The sequence below is a fragment of the Capnocytophaga sp. CM59 genome (genome assembly GCF_000293175.1).
Lineage (GTDB): Bacteria > Bacteroidota > Bacteroidia > Flavobacteriales > Flavobacteriaceae > Capnocytophaga > Capnocytophaga granulosa.
Window position 1 is genome coordinate 45,158 of the sequence record NZ_ALNN01000015.1, and the last position, 17,630, is coordinate 62,787.

At 39.8% G+C, this 17,630-nt stretch carries 14 protein-coding genes and 1 pseudogene; 2 read left to right on the forward strand and 13 right to left on the reverse strand.

Annotation, left to right across the window (positions count from 1 at the left end; all coding sequences use genetic code 11):
• Positions 1–150: 150 nt before the first annotated feature.
• The 9 genes and pseudogenes from HMPREF1154_RS04535 to HMPREF1154_RS04580 all read right to left on the reverse strand — a co-directional run bounded on the left by HMPREF1154_RS04535 (position 151) and on the right by HMPREF1154_RS04580 (position 9,994).
• Entirely contained in the window at positions 151–666 is a 516-nt protein-coding gene (locus HMPREF1154_RS04535) for a glutathione peroxidase (protein ID WP_232211975.1), read from the reverse strand.
• A gap of 613 nt (positions 667–1,279) precedes the next feature.
• Positions 1,280–2,917: pseudogene (locus HMPREF1154_RS04545) on the reverse strand (DUF6138 family protein).
• A gap of 77 nt (positions 2,918–2,994) precedes the next feature.
• On the reverse strand, positions 2,995–3,489 hold the full coding sequence (locus HMPREF1154_RS04550) for a YqiA/YcfP family alpha/beta fold hydrolase (protein WP_009641370.1): 495 nt from the start codon (positions 3,487–3,489) through the stop codon (positions 2,995–2,997).
• Positions 3,490–3,492: 3 nt separating this feature from the next.
• Positions 3,493–4,164 carry a response regulator transcription factor gene (locus HMPREF1154_RS04555; RefSeq protein WP_009641458.1) on the reverse strand — a complete coding sequence of 224 codons (672 nt, stop codon included), beginning with the start codon at positions 4,162–4,164 and terminating at the stop codon, positions 3,493–3,495.
• Positions 4,161–5,189 carry a hypothetical protein gene (locus tag HMPREF1154_RS04560; protein WP_009641343.1) on the reverse strand — a complete coding sequence of 343 codons (1,029 nt, stop codon included), beginning with the start codon at positions 5,187–5,189 and terminating at the stop codon, positions 4,161–4,163. The genes HMPREF1154_RS04555 and HMPREF1154_RS04560 overlap by 4 nt, the downstream gene beginning before the upstream one ends.
• A 26-nt stretch (positions 5,190–5,215) precedes the next feature.
• Positions 5,216–6,598 (reverse strand): peptidase M14, encoded by a 1,383-nt coding sequence (locus HMPREF1154_RS04565; RefSeq protein ID WP_009641420.1) that lies wholly within the window; start codon positions 6,596–6,598, stop codon positions 5,216–5,218.
• Positions 6,595–9,006 carry a membrane protein gene (locus HMPREF1154_RS04570; RefSeq protein ID WP_009641379.1) on the reverse strand — a complete coding sequence of 804 codons (2,412 nt, stop codon included), beginning with the start codon at positions 9,004–9,006 and terminating at the stop codon, positions 6,595–6,597. Before HMPREF1154_RS04570 ends, HMPREF1154_RS04565 begins: the two co-directional genes overlap by 4 nt.
• Positions 9,007–9,009: 3 nt before the next feature.
• Complete coding sequence (locus HMPREF1154_RS04575; RefSeq protein WP_009641498.1) at positions 9,010–9,318, reverse strand: DUF4834 family protein; 309 nt, start codon at positions 9,316–9,318, stop codon at positions 9,010–9,012.
• Between the two features lie 133 nt (positions 9,319–9,451).
• On the reverse strand, positions 9,452–9,994 hold the full coding sequence (locus HMPREF1154_RS04580; RefSeq protein WP_009641417.1) for a thioredoxin family protein: 543 nt from the start codon (positions 9,992–9,994) through the stop codon (positions 9,452–9,454).
• A 432-nt stretch (positions 9,995–10,426) separates the two neighbouring features.
• On the opposite strand from HMPREF1154_RS04580, the gene HMPREF1154_RS04585 reads away from it, so the two are divergent.
• Positions 10,427–11,320: a cation diffusion facilitator family transporter gene (locus HMPREF1154_RS04585; protein ID WP_009641484.1), complete on the forward strand. Its 894-nt coding sequence runs from the start codon at positions 10,427–10,429 to the stop codon at positions 11,318–11,320.
• Here the strand turns inward: HMPREF1154_RS04585 and HMPREF1154_RS04590 are convergent.
• Together HMPREF1154_RS04590 and HMPREF1154_RS04595 are read right to left on the reverse strand one after the other, a co-directional pair.
• Complete coding sequence (locus HMPREF1154_RS04590; RefSeq protein ID WP_009641472.1) at positions 11,309–12,388, reverse strand: AMP-binding protein; 1,080 nt, start codon at positions 12,386–12,388, stop codon at positions 11,309–11,311. The genes HMPREF1154_RS04585 and HMPREF1154_RS04590 overlap by 12 nt on opposite strands.
• A 7-nt stretch (positions 12,389–12,395) precedes the next feature.
• Entirely contained in the window at positions 12,396–13,262 is an 867-nt protein-coding gene (locus tag HMPREF1154_RS04595; protein WP_009641421.1) for a CPBP family intramembrane glutamic endopeptidase, read from the reverse strand.
• Between the two features lie 65 nt (positions 13,263–13,327).
• On the opposite strand from HMPREF1154_RS04595, the gene miaA reads away from it, so the two are divergent.
• Positions 13,328–14,233, forward strand: a complete 906-nt coding sequence (miaA, locus tag HMPREF1154_RS04600) for a tRNA (adenosine(37)-N6)-dimethylallyltransferase MiaA (RefSeq protein ID WP_009641443.1) — start codon at positions 13,328–13,330, stop codon at positions 14,231–14,233.
• Positions 14,234–14,464: 231 nt separating this feature from the next.
• Here the strand turns inward: miaA and HMPREF1154_RS04605 are convergent, their stop codons facing one another.
• Together HMPREF1154_RS04605 and topA are read right to left on the reverse strand one after the other, a co-directional pair.
• Positions 14,465–14,668: a hypothetical protein gene (locus tag HMPREF1154_RS04605; protein WP_009641418.1), complete on the reverse strand. Its 204-nt coding sequence runs from the start codon at positions 14,666–14,668 to the stop codon at positions 14,465–14,467.
• 373 nt (positions 14,669–15,041) lie between these two features.
• Positions 15,042–17,582 carry a type I DNA topoisomerase gene (gene topA, locus HMPREF1154_RS04610; protein WP_009641356.1) on the reverse strand — a complete coding sequence of 847 codons (2,541 nt, stop codon included), beginning with the start codon at positions 17,580–17,582 and terminating at the stop codon, positions 15,042–15,044.
• Between the last annotated feature and the right edge of the window lie 48 nt (positions 17,583–17,630).

The following is a 17,630-nucleotide window of genomic DNA, read 5'->3' on the forward strand; positions in this document are numbered from 1 at the left end:
GCATATCAGAAATTCCTATAATTTATATTATGTAAAATAGAATAATAGTGATTAATGCCAATAATGATCAATGATTCATTAAGGCTACATAAATTGTACCTCTACACTAAGGAAATCTTATTAATCATTATTGGCACTGAACATTAATCATTACTCACTGATCCACTGAATAACTTCTGGGTCATTAGGAAGGGTTTTTGGATCTATAACTTTCTCTAAGTGTCCGTCCTTTCCGATAAGGTATTTTTGGAAGTTCCAGCTTACTTTGGAGTCCATGACGCCATTCTTAGACTTCTGGGTAAGAAACTGATACAGAGGGTGCATATCCTTACCCTTGACAGAAATCTTGCTCATCATAGGGAAACTTACCCCATAATTCACCTGACAGAATGTGGCAATCTCTTCATTGGTACCTGGTTCTTGTTTGAGGAAATTATTGGCGGGAAAGCCTATGATGACAAAATCCTTGTCCTTATACTGTTGATATAGTGCCTCTAACTCCTTATACTGAGGGGTCAGCCCGCACTTGGAGGCGGTATTGACAATCATCACTTTCTTTCCTTGTAGACTTGACAGTGGAAATGCTTTCCCTGTAATGTCCTCTACTTCAAATTGGTAAATGGTTTGGTCGTTCATTTGTTTTTTGGTTTGTGCTTTTCCTATCATAATTCCTATGAGGAAAAGGAGGATTAATTTACTTACTTTCATTTTTAATTATTAATGGTTTATTATCAATGGTGTTTCTCAAATAAATAGAAAAATAATCGTATAAATGATACAGAAAAGTTTTATACTCTTATTACTATTATCTACATAACAGTAAAAGGTGCAATTAAGAAAAAATAAGGCATAGAACAGTACATTTTTATAGTAACTAAAAATATCCAAAAACAATTGAAAATCACTTCTTTGGTATTTTTCAGTGGAAATCCCTACTTTGTTAGTAGTACTAAAAACATCATCTTTATTAAAATAGCATTTTTCTATCTCATAATAAGTAATTTCTTCCTTATCGTTTATTTGAGGAACTTGTCTGATAGAAAACAATCCTGTAGCTCTGTATAAAAACGTAATTTTATATTTTTGTTTTACACCATCTATTTTTTCAAGATATGCCTTTAGTATAACTCATTGCTTATAACAAGTATTTACCAAAGCTGTTGTCTTTTTCATAGTATCTATTTGGCTATAAATAGCTATTGTTCTATAAAAAACAAAAGAAATATAAACAGCACTTGCTATAATGAGCATATGAATAAGGATTTTTTTCATCTCAAAGCTAATTTTTCACTTTCTTCTTCCACTGCTTGCCATAGATGGCATAGTAAATCTCTTCTTCATAATATCTGTAGAAGCCTCGTTCTTTGTTAGCCGTAAAAAAGGCTTCTTTTTCTTTGAGGAATTTTGCGAGTAACTCCTTGTTCTCTGGCTTTTCCATTTCTTTTTCCAAATTCTTAAACACCATATCAAACTGTGCCGAGGTGATTCCTTGGCAGATAAGCGGTAAGGATTTCTCATTCACTCCGTAACGGTCTATAAGGGCACTAACGAAATACTTGTGTACCATTTGGTGTTCGTCGTCCAATAGCGCAAAGTATTGGCTCACCAAGGGAAAGTACTCCTCCCCTATCAGTCCTAAGCCAAAAACGGCATAACTACCAGGCATACAGCTTTTTTCGCCTTCTTCTACATCACTGTACCACTGAAATTCTTTCATAGCTACCTCGGCATAAGCTACCAATTTAGGACGCAAATCTTCGTATTGCAGTGCTTGAACAAAGAAGCGATGAGTAGACGATTTGGCAATGCCTTTGATAGGTAAAAACTGTTTACGGGCTTTACTACTGAACTTGATATGGTAGCTGGCAGGAAAATCAGCCTTGAGCAGGGCGATGATAAAATTCAACGCTTTGTCGTAAGCTGTAGCCGATTCTTGTTTGATTTTCACACTGATTTGAGCAAAAACATCATTGGCATCGCATTCCACTTCGCTATCCTTGTAATGAATAAGGTCGTTAGGCAAGATACCAGTTCCCTCTTTGAGGTACATAGCCGCTTTTTTAGAGCCTAATTCCTTAGCAGCTCGCTCTAAATCCTCACAAGCAAACTTTACATCCCAACTATATTTTTTATATTTGATCTGCCAAAGGGCTTGTGCTACAAATAGGTTTAGTTTGGCATTATCTATATCTTTTGCTTGCAAACCTTCCTTGAGTGTATATTTCTTTGATCAATCACTTCCTTCTACTTTGTAATATAGTTTCATAAAAACCTTTTCTTTCCATACTCTAGTATAGTAAAGCAAGCACCATTGATACTCTTCTAAAGTCTTTTTCCACTTAGGATCTATGAGAGTAATTCCTTTGCTGAGGATTTCAACCACCTTGTCCTCGCTGTAGCCAGTGAGTTCAAAATCAAAAAGTTTATCAAAGAAAGTATGCACTTCCTTCTCTTTCATTTTCTCAGTAGCTTCATAGATTACCTTTTGTACATAGGTATCCAAACGTTCTTTGAGTTCAGCCTTGCGCTCAGGGTGTTCCAATCGCAGTTGCTTGCGGGCGTGATGCCCTGAGGCAGAAAGAAAATCAAACACTAAGGTAAGTTTGTACTCAAAGCTATAATAAAACTCAGGATTGAAGAACATTTGAGTAAGTTGTTCTTCCAAAGCAGGAAGCAACTCATTGTCTATGAAATCATCAGGAAGCTGGTCAAAGTCTTTAATAGTAATGGAAGGACAAGTATATTCTTCCTCATTATTATGAAACTCTATTTTGTTCTTTCGCTGTTTGATTTTGAAATAATCAGTAATACCTTCCCAAAGTCCATTTCTTCCATAAGGTTGTTTAGGGAGATCTAATCGGTCAAAGGTAGCAGTTACCCTTGATAGTATTTCTTGGATGATGGTTTCTTTATTCATTATTTTTGAGTTTAAGCTTTTTATAAATAAAGAGCTACAAGCTTGCACCAGCTTAGGGGCTGACTACTGACAGCTGCTTACTGACTACTGATTTTGTCAAAGAAAAATTTCAATTCTTGAGAGAAAATTTCAATAGGATAGAGGTGCCCCATATTTTGTATAAGATGTATATCTATCTGTTGTTTAGGAGTTTTGTCAGCTAAGGCTATGGGTAATATTTCTTTATAAGGTACTACTTCGTCCTGCACTCCCATGACAAAGAGCATGTATTGCCTATACTGCTTATCCCAAAAGGGAGCAAAGGGCAGCTCGTGCTGGTAGTTCAGCGCAGGATTGAAAAGAGCGCAGGGCTTTTGTAGCTTTTGTGCTAAGAAATAGCCGATAAGCCCCCCTGCACTGGAGCCAATAATCACATCAATACTTTGGTATTCCTCGCATAAGTGAGTGAATAGCTCTGGGTTATTTTTGTAATCAAAGATAGGGGCAAAGATTTTCCCATAACGGGCAAGTACCTCTTCCCTATCGGCGTGCAAGTGGCTGTCTAAGCCATGCAAATATAGAATTTTTCTCATAATCTAAACCAGTTTGTACCCAATACCATAGACTGCTTGAAAGTCAATTTCTGCCCCTAAGGATTTGAGTTTTTTGCGTAGGTTTTTCACTTGGGAGTAGATAAAGTCTAGGCTATCTACTTGGTCTATATCATCACCCCAAATGGCTTCGGCCAAAGTGGTACGCTCCACTAATTTCTCTGGGCGAATCATGAAGTAATAGAGCATCTCATATTCCTTTCTATTGGTAGTCATAGGTTTGCCTGCTACTACCACGCGCCTATCTTCTGGGTATAGCGTAACATTTTTGTAAGCGATAAAGTCCTCCCCTTGCTGGTGCTTGCGGCGAATAATAGATTTGATTCTGGCCAGTAGTTCTGCCAAGTGGAAAGGCTTGGCTAAATAATCATCAGCTCCCTTTTCTAGCCCTAAGACCTTATCCTCCACTGAATCCTTAGCCGAGAGGATCAGCACAGCGGTATTCCTTTTCAGTGTCCGAAGTTCGTCCAATAGCTCCATACCACTCCCCTTGGGCAGCATGATATCTAAGAGAATACAATCATAATCATAATCGGCTATTTTCTTCAGTCCAGAGGGATAATCATGGGCAGTCTCTACCAAGAAATTTTCTTTTTCCAAGAAAGTTTGCAAGGTAGAGAGCAGGTCTTTTTCGTCTTCTATAATGAGTATTTTCATAAATGATAGGAATACTTCACTTGGGTTAGGTATCTTATTTTACCCTGTACATAGGTAACTTTTTGGGTGAGTTGTCCTTTGGTATCATACTGGTAGATGGTTCTTTGCTGTTCCTTATCTCCCTTATAAACAATCTCTTCTAGGCGCTTATCATAGGGGGTATATAGGAAATACTGGCGTTGCTGCTCTACCCCATTGGTATCATAGGTAGTATATTTGGAGAGTGCACCTCTATGGTCATATAGATAGGACTCTATGGCGGTAATACTATCTTTTTCGTTGATATAAGTAAGCTGTTGCTCCTCCCCTATATAGCTATAACGTATGCGACGAGGAGCATTGCTTTGCTTATAGTTATAGGCAAATTTTTCCTCTATAAGACTGTCCTTTTGGTATTTGAAATTCTCCTTTTCTTTTAGTAGCCATAGGGACATATAGTGATAATAGGTTTCTTTCTCTTGTTCCTGTCCCTTGGCGTTGTACTTATAGGTTTCCTTAGTAAAGGGACGCCATTTTTCTTTCTGATACTGATATTCTATAACATTAGAGAGATTTCCATGCTTATCATAGTCGAGTTCATATTTGCTAAAGAGGGAAAGAGTATCCAAGAACTCATAAGAAAAGCGCTTGATTTCGTAGCCCAAAGTATCATAGGTATGATTGATTACTCTTCGATTGATACAATTGTCTTTGAGTGTTTTACAGATGTAATTCTCAGCAATTACTCTATGCTCTGGGTCATAATACCAAAAGGATTGTTCTTGTAGAGAGTCATTTTTGTACAAACGCTCTATTTGAAATCCTTCTGCATCATAAGTGAGGGTGAGTTCATCAAATTTCAATTGGGAGGTTTTCCCCGAAAGGGAGTCCTCTACAAAGGAATAGTTGATGAAAGTCTGTGTATGAATACGGGCATCCATCTCCATTTTCAAGTTTGGATGGGGCTTTTTGGCCACAGGCTTTTTAGGAGGGGTTGGTGTACAAGCGATTAAAGATAGGGATAAAAGAATATAAAATAATCTCATTAAACAAACTCAATTAGTGTTGTTATTTACTTTTCTATACTAAATATGGGGTATACCCATAGGCTGTCCTTAGGAGTAGGCAAAAAAGGCAACTTGCCTGTACGCATAAAGCTATTATTGGCATGAGGTTCTAGGGTTTCTAATAGATATTTGCGTCCTTTCTGCTCAGTGGAGACCAATAGATCGCCTTTTCTGATAGCTACTTTCTGATTCTTTTGGATCAGTTGTGTCCTTACTGTTTTGTAATCAATCAAAGGCAAACTGTCTCTTGTGGTTTTTAGCATATAAGAATGTACCTGCATAAGTGAATCCTTCTCTATTGGGGTCATTTCTATAGCATTGTCCTTGAAATGGTCTATGACATCGGTGAAGAGTTGCGGCACAATGTAGGCTTGAGGGATACGAATGGTATCCTTGGGAGCAGAAAGAATATAAGTTTGTTGTTGTAATCCTTCTTGAGCATCCAAGTCCTGCAAATTCTTGATCAGTTCTCTATGTGAATTGGCTATCAAGATGATACTCTTTAGCGCATTGTGAAGTGTCTCCACTCGCTTTTTGTAAGGAATTCCTTTGTGAGTGGCAATATAAAGCCCTAAGGTATTCCATAAGGAGGTATATCCTACGGACGTATCGGGTATAAGAGGGGCTATAGACTTAGGTTGTAATTTCTTTTGAACAAGGCTATCCACATCCCTATAAGTACCCCCTAAGGAGTCATTGAGCTGGGGAATCAGATTATCCTTGAGGTAGTACTTCATCTTCCCCATATTTTCTTCCATAGCACTCTGATAATAAAGCACATCCCCACTGCTCTTGCTCCTTAGCGTACGGGTATCTACGAATATATGTGGAGAGAGCTGTTGGAATAGTGCTACAAAGGACTGAGTATTAAGACTTTTATTTTCTATAAAATCCTCAGACAAGTCTCTGTTTACAAAAGTATTAATCTCATTTTTGAAAAAAGAATCTTGCTCCATCTGCCCCAAATAGTTCATCATCGGAATGACAGCCACTACGGTATTTTCAGGAACAGTGATCTGCTTCTGAGCCAAGTTTCGCATCAGTTGCATGCTGGCATCAATCCCTTCTCGGTCATTGGGTGAACTCCCATTGGCAATAAGAATGATAAGTTTGTCCTTCTTGATACGATTAAAGTCAAAAATACCATCATTGTTATACACTACCAAGTATAAGGGAATACCACTATCGGTCTTTCCCATAGTTTTAAGAGAAATAGAGCCATAGTTAGTAGCCAATTTCTTATAGAAATCAATGGTTTCTTGGTAAGATGAGCCATGACTCCCATCAGAAAGCTCGAAAGGTGTTACAAAATCCTCTGCGGGTGTAAAGATAGGCGTATTACAAGCCGAAAATAAGGTTATTAGGACAAATATAGATAGCGTTCTCATTCGTTGGTATGTGGTTTTTTACTTATCAAAACAATACCTAAAGCAATAAGTACAAAGGCAATCGTTGATGCCAAGGAAATATACCCTCCCGTTTGTACAATCTTAGGGGCAAAGGTAAAGGTAAGGGTATGCTTGCCTGCTGGAATAACGACCCCTCTGAGTATATAATCCATCTGGTAAATAGGTAGTGGTGTGGTATCATCTAAAACAGCTGTCCAGCCATGAGGGTAGTAAATCTCGGAGAAGACAGCTAGCCCTTCGGCCTTATTCTCACTAGTATAGACTAGCCTATCAGGCTCATAGGTTTTCAGCTTAATCAAAGCTAAGCTATCCACTGGATAGCGTGTATCTCTAAGCGACTTGTCCAAGGTTACGGCCTGTGTCTTAGGAGAAAGGGTATCCAAAGACTGCATAAGCTTATCGGCATTCTCAAGAACAGAAAGCTGCTTTACAAACCATGCATTACCGAGGGCTTTGGAATTTTGCATCACTTGTATAGCGCCCGATCTATCGGTTTGTAGTATGTATTTTACATTGAGCAAATTAAGGATTTGCTCATTTTTATTTTTGTAAAGTTGGTAGTCAAAAAGTTCCTGTATCCTTCTAGGCTTGGCGGCATGATACCCCCCTACAGAGTGGAATGTATAGGAGGTTCTGGCACCATTAAGAGCTTCATTGACGGAGAAAACACGGTAATAACTCTTGTCCTCCAGTATTTTCTGTTCTTCCTTGGAAAGCGTAAAATAATTTTCCTTTTCTGAAGGGAAAGCATAGTTATCCTCACTCAAATAGCGAGTGGTTACCATGGCTATATCGGCTATAAGCAGGACAGAGACAAGGACAAAAGCTATTTTTTCCTTGATTTTCTCTATAGAGAACAGATATAAGACTCCAAAGGCAAGGATTACATAAGTGAAACTCCTAAGAATATCGGCCGTGTACATAGTCCTTCTGTCTTCCTTAATCAGCTGCATGAGTTCCTCCCCATAGGCTTGGGCATAATAAGCATCAGTTGCTCCCTCAAAAGAAAGGCTTCCCTTGATGAGCCAAAGTAGTAATAAGAGTCCCCCTACGATACCACCCGTATAGTACAAATATTGCTTGTTATGTGCTCTTTTCTCGTCTGTTAGGTAGGTATAAAGCCCCAATATAGCCAAGGCTGGCATGCAGAACTCCAAGATGGTCTGCACCGAAGAAACCGCACGGAACTTGTTATAGAGCGGGAAATAGTCAATCATCAGGTCGGTTAGTGTGCTGAAATTCTTTCCCAAAGAGAGCAACAAGGAGAAGATCACTCCTGCTAAAAGCCACCATTTGGTTTTGCTTTTTACTACAAAAAGTGCCAATACAAAGAAGAAGAAAACAAGCACACCTACATAAGCCGGTGCTGCCACTATGGGTTGATCTCCCCAATAAGTGGGTAGGTGCCGGGTAAAATCCAACACCTGTTCCTGAGGATATTGTTGTATAAGTCGCTCATAAACAGCCGATTTCTCACCCAAATTCTCATGGTTAGACCCTCCTAAAAGGCGGGGAACAATCAGGTTCAAGCTCTCATACACCCCATAACTATACTCGGTAATATAGTCCTTATTCAGTCCGCTTGTATGTCCTTTAGGTGTACCATCAGCATTGAGTAACAAGTCTGACTTGCCACGGGTACTAAAGGCCTCATACTCCTTGGTAGTCAGTAGCAAAGTAGCATTCATAAGTACAGCTAATAGGGCGGCTGCCACAAGTGTAAAGAGAGACTTTACAAAAGGTTTCCACTCCTTACTACGTATCGTTTGGTAAAGCTCATAGGCCCCCAAAACCAAGACTAATAGCAGTAAGTAATAAGTCATTTGGAAGTGGTTGGCACTGATTTCCAAGGCTAAAGCTAAGGTTGTAAGCAAAAATGCCCATAGGTATTTCCGCTGAAAAGCCAGCAGTATTCCCGCCAGTACAAAACCGAAATAGCCTATAGCATGCGCCTTGGCATTGTGCCCCACAGTGAGAATAATGATAAGATAAGTAGAAAGTCCAAAGAGCAACGCTCCCAAGAAGGCATATCTATAGCGTACCTTCATCACTAATAGGAAGACGTAAAAGCTTAAGAAATAAAGAAATAAATAGTCGGCAGGGCGCGGAAGGAAACGAATGACCCTATCCAATTGTTTGATGTAGTTGTATGGATATTCTGCCCCCAGCTGGTAGGTAGGCATTCCTCCAAAAGCACTATTTGTCCAATAGCTCTCACGTACCTGGCGGAAGTCATTGCGCTCCTTGGACATGCCTATATATTGTACTATATCACTCTGTTGCATCTCCTTGCCTTGTAGTACAGGATAGAAGAACACCAAGGCTATCCCCATAAAGAGCAATATACAAGCTATATGAGGAAGTAATTTTTGAAATTTTTCTTTCATCTGCTATTCTATTTCTTCAAAATCAATATATTCGCCAACTATTTTTTTGTCTTTTTTCTGCTGCGCACCTGCTGAGGTATTCCTATTTTGGTGATTTGTGTAGGAGCCTTGATAATACTGCTGTTGGGCACCTTGTCCCTGGAAAGACTCTTCTTGAAACAGCTGCTTTTCCATTGTATTCATATGCCTTCTGATTAGAAAACGCAAAGCAAAGGGAACCAGTAACATACCGATCCAAAACAAGCAAGCAAGTACAAGAAAGACGGTAAATAACATACCTAAAAAATCTATAAAAGAGGCTTGTTGTATCATAATTTAATTTTTTGCCAAAAGTACATTTTTTCTCATTACTAACCAAATTTTATTGGAGAAAGTTTTGTTTTAAAAAAAATCATCCCAGAGCTGGCTCTGAGATGATAAAATTAAAAATGTAATAAATATGAAATCAATTCTTGAAAGTTCCTTTGAAAGTCTTCAGATACTTATCATAAGCCTCTTGGGTAGTTACAGTAAGGTAAGTGTTATTCCCAGCAAACTTGATAAGGGGTTCGAGCTGTGTGGCGGTCATATAACCTACAATAGGAAATATAGGTGCTGCTTTTTCATCAAAAATAAGCATAGTAGGATAAGAATTTACACCCAATGCACCTGCAAAATCATGCATCCCATTGCGGGTATTAGCCTTGGCAGGATCATAGTTGTTGTTCTTATAAGTAGTACCCTTGTAGGTTACCTCCTCATTGCCTTCGGCATTGAACTTCACTGCATAGAAATTGTCATTGATATACTTTACAAAGTCCTTGTTCTTAAATGTTCTTTCAGACAACATTCTACAAGGGCCACACCATGTAGTATATACATCTACAAATATTTTCTTAGGTGTTTTCTGTTGTGCGGATAAAGCATCGTTCATGCTCATCCAGTTAATTTCCTGAGCGGAGCTTACCATGGCTACCAATAGGAACAATAGTGAAAAAATCTGTTTCATTTAGGATTCTTATTTAATTGGTCATAATACATCAAAAATAATGCCAAACTTTTTTATTGCCAAACAAAAGCTATTCTACGTCCTTTTCAAATCCACTATACTATTTCTCTTCTCACTTGTTATTTTTATATTATTTAGAAAGCAATTAGTTGGTTATAAATTTATTACGTTCGTTATATAAATAAAAAATTTAACTTTAAGTAAAATAATAATTATAATCTATTGAAAATAAAATACTTAAATGGATTATAAGCAGTTTATAATATGTAAATTATAAGTAAAATATATAGAAGCTATAGTTTATATAATGATATATAATATATTTGTAACCAGTATTTTAAAAATTCTAATTACAGAAATATATAGCAAGCGAATTTTTTTCGCTACCTTTGTATGCTTATTAGCTGTCATTTTAACTATAAAAAATGTGTCATGGAAAAACATGTCCCCCACCGAACTGCCTTTTTTAGTATCTTTGCCAACTTAGCCTTGGCAGGGGTAAAGATCAGTGCAGGGGTACTAGGGAATTCTTATGCGCTTATTGCCGATGGGATAGAGTCGGTTTCCGATGTGTTTTCGTCCTTCTTAGTTTTTCTCGGTCTGAAATATGCAGAAAAGCCAGCCGATGCGAACCACCCTTACGGACATGGGAAGATAGAGCCTTTGGTTACCTTTATCATCGTAGCTCTGCTTGTGGCCTCAGCCCTATTGATTGCTTATCAGAGTTATCAAAATATACTTATCCCCCACTCTAGTCCTAAGGCCTGGACACTGCTACTCCTAGGGGGAATTATCCTATGGAAAGAAATAAGTTTTCGTATTGTCCTGAGAGACAGCAAACAAACTGGCAGTACCTCTCTCAAGGCTGATGCTTGGCACCATAGGGCCGATGCGATTACTTCCGTAGCTGCTTTTATTGGTATTAGTATCGCTCTGCTCTGTGGAGAAGGATATGAGACGGCTGACGACTGGGCAGCATTAGTTGCTTCGGGGATTATACTAGTCAATGCTTATTTGATCTTCCGCCCTGCCCTTGCGGAGATCTTAGATGAAGATATGTATGATGACTTATCGCAGAGAATCAAAGAGTTATCCAAAGATGTGCCAGGCGTATTGGCCGTAGAAAAGTGTCATATTAGAAAAACAGGTATGTCCTATTGTGTAGATATCCATATTATTGTCAATGGGAATATTAGTGTAAAGGAAGGGCATGACATCGCGCATGCTTTCAAGGATAGCTTACAAAGGCAAATTCCCTCTATTGCCTCAGTACTGATTCACGTAGAACCTGATTATAAGGATATTCATTTTAAGTTACAAAAGTAATTTCGCTGTAGCTTCTCTTTGGATTTTGTCTGATGCAGTAAGCTGAAAATGAGGGAGAAAATATATTTTTTTAGGAAGTTCGTACTTAGAAAATACGGTTTCTTTTTGTAAATTCTCCAACAGATGAGGATAGTCCGCTTCCCTACCCTCTACCAAAAGAATCACCCGCTCTCCCAATAGTTCATCAGGCTCTTTCCAAATAAAAAACCTATCAGAGATAAACGATGAGAGCTTGCGCTCAACCCCTTCAGGATAGATTTTCACCCCTGCTGAATTGATGATATTATCCAAACGTCCCAGCCACTCAAAAGCATGTGCTCCATGTAAGCGTACCACATCATGGGTGTGGATTTCCCCTTCGGCCACTTCAGGGCAATGAATTACAAGACAACCCTGCTCATCCTGCCAGACCCTACTCTCCCCTATCGTGGTATATACCATGCTATGCCGCTCTTTGGGAGCTATGGGGCGCAAGGCTATATGAGAAACCGTTTCTGTCATACCATAAGTGGCATAAATCTCGGTAGGAATCTCCTGTAACTGGGCTTCCATAGCTACCGAGATAGGCGCACCGCCTAAGATAATCTTCTTTGCCCTATGGAGTTCGCTTAGAGATTTCATCGCCTGCATGGGCGTCAGCGCGACAAAGTCAAAATTGTGGGGAGTAGCCGCAAAGGGCGTACTACTGGGAGGAAGTAGTTCCAAAGAAAGCCCCAATACCAAGGCTCTGACAATCATCATTTTACCCGCAATATAGTCGGTAGGCAACACGCAAAGGGCGCTATCTCCCGCATGCAGCTGTAGGAAAGCTCCTGTAAGCATCGCTGAACGAATCATATAAGCCTTCTTGACGGTAATCAGCTTAGGAGTACCCGTAGTGCCAGAGGTATGTAATGTTATGGTCTCTTGAGGAGACAACCACTCCGAGAGGAATTGAGCTGTTTTCTGTAGGTAGACTTCCTTACTCTTTGTCCATGAGGTTATTAACTGTTCCAATCCTTGTGTATCACAAGAAACTCCAGCTATTTTCGCTTGGCTATGTAAGTGTTTTTTTACAAGTGTATCCATGACCACGTTAGTTAATCTTACCGAAAAGTCTTGTCCTCCAATCGTTCCAACGGTATTTCTTAGCAAAGATAAAGAGCAGTATGAGTAAAGGCAAAAAGAAGTCAATTGCATAGAGCGGTGTAACCTCAGGCGTACTTACCTCCTTAAGCAAAGAGGGGGTTTGGAATACACTCCAAGAGGAGGTAGTCAGAATGGAGATAAAGAAGTTATTGGCGATATGAAAACCCAAAGCAAGTTCCAAACCATTGTCCATAACGGTAATAATTCCTAAGAAAAGACCCGAACTGATATAGAAAGCCAAAAGGCCATAGCCCATTTGGGAAACCTCTGGGTTGGCTATATGTACCAAACCAAAGAACAACGAACTGAGCACAAGGGGGATCCAACGCCTTTTGGACAAAATAGAGACTCCTTGTAAGAAATAGCCTCTGAAAAAATATTCTTCAAAACCTGCCTGAAAAGGAATAAACAGCAGAGAGAGCAGTAGCAAGGTAAAAAAAGGTGCTGGCTCAAAGTTCCACTGATAATCCTCAGGAAAAAGTAGGTAGCTAAGCCCTGTTTGTAGTACCAAATAGCCTCCCCATAGGGAAAAACTAAAGAATATACGCCCCCAGTCTATCCTTTTTCGCCCAGTGGTGAATTTGACTATAGGTTGCTGGTGTATAAACTTGACTATAAAGAACAATCCCAAAAAGAAAATAAGAAAGATCCCTACATTCATCACAAAAAAAGGTAGCTCCCCCATTTGCGCGATGAGCGGCTTAAGATCCACTTCAGGTGCAAAGAAAGCATTGACATTGATCAAGAAAAATAATCCAATAGGTAATATATAAAACCATTGGTTCTTGACAAAAAATCCATTTTTTAGATACATATGTCCTAGAAAAATTATACTTTTGCAAAAATACAAAAAATACTTGACTTACCAAAGAGACCCCCATGAATTTCTTGATTAATATAGTAGGTACAACAGCCATAGGAAAAACGGCTTTGGCCATAGCCTTAGCCCAACACTTTGATACAGAGATACTCTCTTGTGATTCCCGCCAGTTCTACAAAGAGATGTGTATAGGCACCGCCGTGCCTTCCCCTGAGGAATTGGCTGCTGCCCCTCATCACTTTATCCAACACAAAAGTATCTTTGACAGCTATTCAGTTGGTAATTTTGAGCGAGAAGCAACCGCTTTCCTATCTGATTTCTTCCTTAGAAAACCTATTATCATTATGGTAGGAGGCAGCGGCCTCTATAACGATGCCATACTCAAGGGCTTAGACGATTTTCCTCCTGTAAAAGAAGGCGTACGTGAGCAGCTGAACCAATTGCACAAAGAAAATGGTATCACCGCCCTACAACAGCAACTCAAGGCGTTAGACCCCGCCTATTATGACAAAGTAGATTTGCAAAACCCTCAACGTATCATACGCGCCTTGGAGGTATGCCTTAGTGGGGATCAGCCTTATTCCTATTACTTACAGCAGAAAACCTCTCAGCGTGACTTTACACCTATTACCATAGGTCTTACAGCTGAGCGGGAGGTGATCTACGAGCGTATCAACCAGCGTATGGAGGTAATGCTCCACTCTGGGCTACTCCAAGAGATAGAGCAACTGCTACCCTATCGTGATCTTAACGCCTTACAGACAGTAGGTTACCGAGAGTTCTTTGACTTCTGGGACGGTAAAGCTACTCTTACCGAAGCTATAGAAAACGCCAAGATGAACACCCGTCGCTTTGCCAAGCGCCAACTCACCTGGTTTAAGAAATCTACCGACGTGCAATGGTTTGACTACAAAGCAGATAGAGGGAAAATCATAGACTACATTGAAAAGAGTTTTGAGTTATAAGTTTTTAATTTTGAGTTGTTTATAGAAATAGGATTTAGAAATACATTCATTTCATTGTGGGCTTCTTGACTATCGTTTTATTATATTAGATTTCGGCAATAAAACAAATTTATTGCCAAAATCTAACTAATTTAATGAGTTCATTTTTTCCCAATAAATCACCCCTACAAAGCCTATAACACAAAATTTGTTAGTACTTTGTAGGGGTGGTGGTTTGGTTGTCTAAATCAACTATTTTTTCTTAATTGATAACTGCTTGAAAGCATGAGCAATTTTAGAAGCATCACCTGAATAATTTAATGCTTCCTTTGCTACCTTTCCTGCATCTTTAAAAAATGGATTTAAAGTTGTGTCTTGTACCATTTTTACTAAATCTCCTTTTTTTATTGATGTTCCATCAATATTTTTTAATGCTTCAAAAAGTAATTCAAACATAATTTAAATTTTTAATTTTCCCCTACTCTATTACAGGCTTTTCGGGATTCGCCTTATATAAACACAACTCTTCGGATAGCTGTTTTATCTCTGAGGGCAAAATTACAGTGCGTGTTAGACAAACTGTGACCGTTTTGATTAATTTAACAACAAAAAAAGCAAACCTACTCACGAAAAAATTTCGTAAGCAGGCTTGCTTTTCTCAAATATTTTTATACATGAATCGCTTAAGCTAAGACACAATAAGGGCGTTGTGTTAAACTCTTAAAATATTCATAATTACTAGTCTTATTATTATGTTATTGACTGGGCAAAGATAGTAATAATTTCTGAAATAGGAATATTTTTATATGTTAAATTTTGAAACTATTTTCTATTTCTTAGCAGTCTTTTTGGCTGCGGTTTTAGTGGCTGTCTTAGCTGGGGCTTTTTTGGTGGTAGTTTTCTTGGTAGCAGCTGCCTTCTTAGGCTTTTCCTTGGGGGCTAAAAGAGCTTGGGCATCGGCTAAGGTAAAGGCTTCTATATCCGTTTCCTTGCTGAGCTCTACTTTGGTTTTTCCTTTGATAAGGTGATAGCGTCCCCAGCGGGCTTTCTCTATATGGATACCTTCTTCTGGCCATTCCTTGACTACTTTCTCGGATTCTTTCTTGAGTTTTTCCTCTATAAGAGCGGCTATATCTTGCTGAGAAAGGTTGTCAAAGTTGTATTTCTTGCTGACACTGATAAAGATATTGTCCCACTTGATAAAAGGACCAAAACGACCTACCCCCTTGGTTACTTCCTTGCCGTCATATACCGAGATAGGAGCATCGGCTTTTTGCTTTTGTGCTATGACCTCCTTGGCCTCTTCAAAGGTTACAGAAAAGACATCCAAGGACTTATCCAAAGATATAAAACTGTCTCCAAAGCGGATATAAGGGCCAAAGCGCCCTATGTTGGCTTCTACTTCCTTACCTTGGAATACACCTAACTTGCGGGGGAGCTCAAAGAGCTTCATGGCTTCTTCAAATGTAATCGTGTCTATAGACTGGTGAGGCAAAAGGCTGGCAAAGCGGGGTTTCTCCTCGTCCTCTACCGAGCCTATCTGTACCATAGCACCATAACGACCCAAGCGTACACTTACGGGCTTTCCTGTGGCAGGGTCGGTACCTAAAAGGCGTTCGCCTGTCTCTCGTACTGCGTTTTGCTCTACATCGGTTACAGTAGGGTGAAAAGTATCGTAAAAGCGTCCTACCATCTTTGACCAATCTTCCTTGCCTGTGGCTATGTCGTCAAACTCCTCCTCTACCTTGGCTGTAAAATTGTAATCTACAATATTATCAAAGTGGGTAATGAGAAAGTCATTGACAATCATACCTATATCAGTAGGAATGAGTTTGCCCTTATCAGCTCCTACATTCTCAGAAAGTTTCTTTTCTTTGATTTCTCCTTTGACCAAGGAGAGTTGTAGGTAAGGACGGCTCTCTCCTTCTATATTACTACGCTCTACATAACCACGGTTCTGTATAGTGGAGATAGTAGCGGCATAGGTGGAAGGGCGACCAATACCGAGCTCTTCTAACTTCTTGACCAAGGAGGCTTCTGTATAGCGGAAAGGAGGACGAGTAAAACGCTGAGTAGCTGTAATATGTTTGCTGGTGAGTACCTCACCTACCTTCATTGTGGGTAGCATGCCTTCATTTTCCTCCTCTTCGTCGTCCTTTCCCTCAAGATATACCTTGAGGAAGCCGTCAAAGGTAATCACTTCACCACTGGCTAAAAACGGTTCGGAGTGAGTATTGGCATTGATTTTCACTTGGGTACGTTCCAGTTGTGCGTCACTCATCTGGGAGGCAATAGTACGCTTCCAAATAAGTTCATATAGGCGTACTTGGTCTGCTTCTGCTCTTACCGTATGAGCTGCCATATCGGTAGGGCGAATGGCCTCGTGTGCTTCTTGGGCACCCTTGGAGTGGGAGGTATATTGTCGGGTCTTGCTATATTTGGCTCCATAGGCATGGGTGATCTCCTGCTGGGCAGCGGCGAGTGCCTCTGGGGATAGGTTTACACTATCGGTACGCATATAGGTGATAAGCCCTGATTCATACAATCGCTGAGCGAGTTGCATAGTCTTGGATACGGAGAAATGGAGCTTGCGGGAAGCCTCCTGCTGAAGGGTAGAGGTGGTAAAGGGAGGTGCAGGAGATTTTTTGGTAGGTTTAGTTTCTAAACTACCCACAGTGAAGGTAGCTCCTATATTCTGCTGTAGGAATGCGCTGGCTGCTTCTTGGGTCGGGAAAGATTTATTGGTTTGGGTCTTGATAAGCTTGCCCTCAGCAGTGAGAAACTCGGCGGTAATCTTGTAAGAGGCTTCACTCTTAAAGTCCTGTATTTCACGTTCGCGCTCCACAATTAGGCGTACTGATACCGATTGTACGCGCCCAGCCGAGAGACCTTTGCGTATCTTCTTCCACAATACAGGAGAGAGTTCATACCCCACTAGGCGGTCAAGCACACGTCGCGCTTGCTGGGCATTGACTAAGTTATAGTCTATTCCACGTGGATTCTTTATGGCGTGTTCTATGGCAGATTTAGTAATGGAGTTAAACACAATACGCTTGGTTTTCTCCTGTGGCAATTTGAGTTCCTCGGCTAAGTGCCACGCTATGGCCTCTCCCTCACGGTCTTCATCGGAAGCCAACCATACAGTATCCACTTTTTTTACGGCTTCCTTGAGGCTCTTCACAAGAGTTCGCTTATCGGCAGAGACTATATACTGAGGCTTAAAGCCATGCTGTACATCTACCCCTAATTCCTTATCTGGGAGGTCAGCTATATGCCCATAACTAGACATCACCTTATAATCACTGCCCAAAAACTTTTCAATGGTCTTTGCCTTGGCAGGAGACTCTACAATTACTAAATTTTTTGCCATTGCTATTAATTTATAAGATAAAAAGGAACCTCTGACTACTAATATTTC

Coding starts and splice junctions, on each gene's coding strand:
- HMPREF1154_RS04565 (WP_009641420.1), bottom strand. CDS start 6,598: ATGAGAACGCTATCTATATTTGTCCTAATAACCTTATTTTCGGCTTGT.
- HMPREF1154_RS04595 (WP_009641421.1), bottom strand. CDS start 13,262: ATGTATCTAAAAAATGGATTTTTTGTCAAGAACCAATGGTTTTATATA.
- HMPREF1154_RS04535 (WP_232211975.1), bottom strand. CDS start 666: ATGATAGGAAAAGCACAAACCAAAAAACAAATGAACGACCAAACCATT.
- HMPREF1154_RS04560 (WP_009641343.1), bottom strand. CDS start 5,189: ATGAGATTATTTTATATTCTTTTATCCCTATCTTTAATCGCTTGTACA.
- HMPREF1154_RS04605 (WP_009641418.1), bottom strand. CDS start 14,668: ATGTTTGAATTACTTTTTGAAGCATTAAAAAATATTGATGGAACATCA.
- topA (WP_009641356.1), bottom strand. CDS start 17,582: ATGGCAAAAAATTTAGTAATTGTAGAGTCTCCTGCCAAGGCAAAGACC.
- HMPREF1154_RS04570 (WP_009641379.1), bottom strand. CDS start 9,006: ATGAAAGAAAAATTTCAAAAATTACTTCCTCATATAGCTTGTATATTG.
- miaA (WP_009641443.1), top strand. CDS start 13,328: ATGAATTTCTTGATTAATATAGTAGGTACAACAGCCATAGGAAAAACG.
- HMPREF1154_RS04575 (WP_009641498.1), bottom strand. CDS start 9,318: ATGATACAACAAGCCTCTTTTATAGATTTTTTAGGTATGTTATTTACC.
- HMPREF1154_RS04590 (WP_009641472.1), bottom strand. CDS start 12,388: ATGGATACACTTGTAAAAAAACACTTACATAGCCAAGCGAAAATAGCT.
- HMPREF1154_RS04555 (WP_009641458.1), bottom strand. CDS start 4,164: ATGAAAATACTCATTATAGAAGACGAAAAAGACCTGCTCTCTACCTTG.
- HMPREF1154_RS04585 (WP_009641484.1), top strand. CDS start 10,427: ATGGAAAAACATGTCCCCCACCGAACTGCCTTTTTTAGTATCTTTGCC.
- HMPREF1154_RS04580 (WP_009641417.1), bottom strand. CDS start 9,994: ATGAAACAGATTTTTTCACTATTGTTCCTATTGGTAGCCATGGTAAGC.
- HMPREF1154_RS04550 (WP_009641370.1), bottom strand. CDS start 3,489: ATGAGAAAAATTCTATATTTGCATGGCTTAGACAGCCACTTGCACGCC.